Source organism: Nitrincola tapanii (assembly GCF_008368715.1).
GTDB lineage: Bacteria > Pseudomonadota > Gammaproteobacteria > Pseudomonadales > Balneatricaceae > Nitrincola > Nitrincola tapanii.
On record NZ_SMRS01000016.1, the window covers coordinates 1 to 3,315 of the forward strand.

Below are 3,315 nucleotides of genomic sequence, written 5' to 3' on the forward strand. Positions count from 1 at the left end.
CGCTCTTTAACAATTCGAACTGAAAGAAATAGATTGTCTTGTAGCAATACAAGCGCCAACCGGCGAAATCGATCGTTACTAGCAAACATCAATTGAACAGACGCCTTCGGGTTATATGGTCAAGTGAATAAGCGTGCACGGTGGATGCCTTGGCAGTCAGAGGCGATGAAGGACGTGGTAGCCTGCGAAAAGCTTCGGGGAGTCGGCAAACAGACTTTGATCCGGAGATGTCCGAATGGGGAAACCCACCTAGTTTACTAGGTATCTCTTAGCTGAATACATAGGCTTTGAGAAGCGAACTCGGGGAACTGAAACATCTAAGTACCCGAAGGAAAAGAAATCAACCGAGATTCCCTTAGTAGCGGCGAGCGAACGGGGAGTAGCCCTTAAGCGGCATTGTGGTTAAAAGAACGCTCTGGAAAGTGCGGCCATAGAGGGTGATAGCCCCGTATTTGAAAACCTAATTGTCGTGAAAACGAGTAAGGCGGGACACGTGATATCCTGTCTGAAGATGGGGGGACCATCCTCCAAGGCTAAATACTCCTGACTGACCGATAGTGAACCAGTACCGTGAGGGAAAGGCGAAAAGAACCCCTGTGAGGGGAGTGAAATAGACCCTGAAACCGTGTACGTACAAGCAGTGGGAGCCGTTTACGGACGGTGACTGCGTACCTTTTGTATAATGGGTCAGCGACTTACTTTCAGTGGCAAGCTTAACCGAGTAGGGGAGGCGTAGGGAAACCGAGTCTTAATAGGGCGTCAAGTCGCTGGGAGTAGACCCGAAACCGGGCGATCTATCCATGGGCAGGTTGAAGGTTGAGTAACATCAACTGGAGGACCGAACCGACTACCGTTGAAAAGTTAGCGGATGACCTGTGGATCGGAGTGAAAGGCTAATCAAGCTCGGAGATAGCTGGTTCTCCTCGAAAGCTATTTAGGTAGCGCCTCATGTCTCACCTTGGGGGGTAGAGCACTGTTTCGGCTAGGGGGTCATCCCGACTTACCAACCCGATGCAAACTCCGAATACCCAAGAGTGCAATCATGGGAGACACACGGCGGGTGCTAACGTCCGTCGTGAAAAGGGAAACAACCCAGACCGCCAGCTAAGGTCCCAAAATTCTGGTTAAGTGGGAAACGATGTGGGAAGGCTTAGACAGCTAGGAGGTTGGCTTAGAAGCAGCCACCCTTTAAAGAAAGCGTAATAGCTCACTAGTCGAGTCGGCCTGCGCGGAAGATATAACGGGGCTCAAACCAGATACCGAAGCTGCGGATGCTTAGAATTTCTAGGCATGGTAGAGGAGCGTTGTGTAAGCCGTTGAAGCGGAAGGTGGGAACCACCGTGGAGGTATCACAAGTGCGAATGCTGACATAAGTAACGATAAGGGGTGTGAAAAACATCCCCGCCGGAAGACCAAGGTTTCCTATCCAATGTTAATCAGGGTAGGGTGAGTCGGCCCCTAAGGCGAGGCAGAAATGCGTAGTCGATGGGAAACGGGCTAATATTCCCGTACCGGCTGTAACTGCGATGGGGAGACGGAGAAGGCTAGGCCAGCATGGCGATGGTTGTCCATGTTTAAGGGTGTAGGCTGAGTGAGTAGGCAAATCCGCTCGCTCAAGGCTGAGACCTGATGACGAGACTCTTTTGAGTCGAAGTGGTTGATGCCCGGCTTCCAGGAAAATCCTCTAAGCTTCAGGTTACAGACGACCGTACCCCAAACCGACACAGGTGGTCAGGTTGAGAATACCCAGGCGCTTGAGAGAACTCGGGTGAAGGAACTAGGCAAAATGGTGCCGTAACTTCGGGAGAAGGCACGCCGGTGATGGTGATGAGACTTGCTCTCTAAGCTGTCGTCGGTCGAAGATACCAGGTGGCTGCGACTGTTTATTAAAAACACAGCACTCTGCAAACACGAAAGTGGACGTATAGGGTGTGACGCCTGCCCGGTGCCGGAAGGTTAATTGATGGGGTTAGCGCAAGCGAAGCTCTTGATCGAAGCCCCGGTAAACGGCGGCCGTAACTATAACGGTCCTAAGGTAGCGAAATTCCTTGTCGGGTAAGTTCCGACCTGCACGAATGGCGTAACGATGGCCACACTGTCTCCACCCGAGACTCAGTGAAATTGAACTCGCTGTGAAGATGCAGCGTCCCCGCGGCTAGACGGAAAGACCCCGTGAACCTTTACTATAGCTTCACAGTGGACTTTGACATGACTTGTGTAGGATAGCTGGGAGGCTTTGAAACTTGGACGCCAGTTCGAGTGGAGCCGATCTTGAAATACCAGCCTGGTCCTGTTGAGGTTCTAACTCAGATCCCTTATCGGGATCGAGGACATTGTGTGGTGGGTAGTTTGACTGGGGCGGTCTCCTCCCAAAGAGTAACGGAGGAGCACGAAGGTACCCTCAGGCTGGTCGGAAATCAGCCAATGAGCGCAAGAGTAGAAGGGTGCTTGACTGCGAGACAGACACGTCGAGCAGGTGCGAAAGCAGGTTCTAGTGATCCGGTGGTTCTGTATGGAAGGGCCATCGCTCAACGGATAAAAGGTACTCCGGGGATAACAGGCTGATACCGCCCAAGAGTTCACATCGACGGCGGTGTTTGGCACCTCGATGTCGGCTCATCACATCCTGGGGCTGAAGCCGGTCCCAAGGGTATGGCTGTTCGCCATTTAAAGTGGTACGCGAGCTGGGTTTAGAACGTCGTGAGACAGTTCGGTCCCTATCTGCCGTGGGCGTTTGAGATTTGAGAAGAGTTGCTCCTAGTACGAGAGGACCGGAGTGAACGAACCTCTGGTGTTCCGGTTGTCACGCCCGTGGCATTGCCGGGTAGCTACGTTCGGACGGGATAACCGCTGAAAGCATCTAAGCGGGAAGCCCCCTTCAAGATGAGATCTCACTGGACCCTTGAGGTCCCTAAAGAGCCGTCCGAGACCAGGACGTTGATAGGCAGGGTGTGTAAGCGTTGTAAGGCGTTGAGCTAACCTGTACTAATGGCTCGTGAGGCTTGACCATATAACGCCGAAGGCGTTTGGTTGGTGAGCAAGTAACAGAGATTAAGAATCGAGTGATAGAGTAGAGATACAGAATCACAGGATCGATACGCGGTTGAGCTTGTAGTGCGATAAGACAAAAAAGCGTTAAAAACTCTATTTCGAAACAGTCCGAGTTGTTCCAGTTTTGTCTGGCGACCATAGAGACGTGGAACCACCTGATCCCATTCCGAACTCAGTCGTGAAACGCGTCATCGCCGATGGTAGTGTGGGGTCTCCCCATGTGAGAGTAGGTCATCGCCAGGCACCTAATACGAGAAACCCTCA

2 rRNA genes are annotated in these 3,315 nt (G+C 52.1%); both read left to right on the forward strand.

The window, feature by feature from the left end:
• Nucleotides 1-117: 117 nt before the first annotated feature.
• Nucleotides 118-3,010, forward strand: a 23S ribosomal RNA gene (locus E1H14_RS13045).
• A gap of 168 nt (nt 3,011-3,178) precedes the next feature.
• Nucleotides 3,179-3,294, forward strand: a 5S ribosomal RNA gene (gene rrf / locus E1H14_RS13050).
• Nucleotides 3,295-3,315 lie beyond the last annotated feature (21 nt).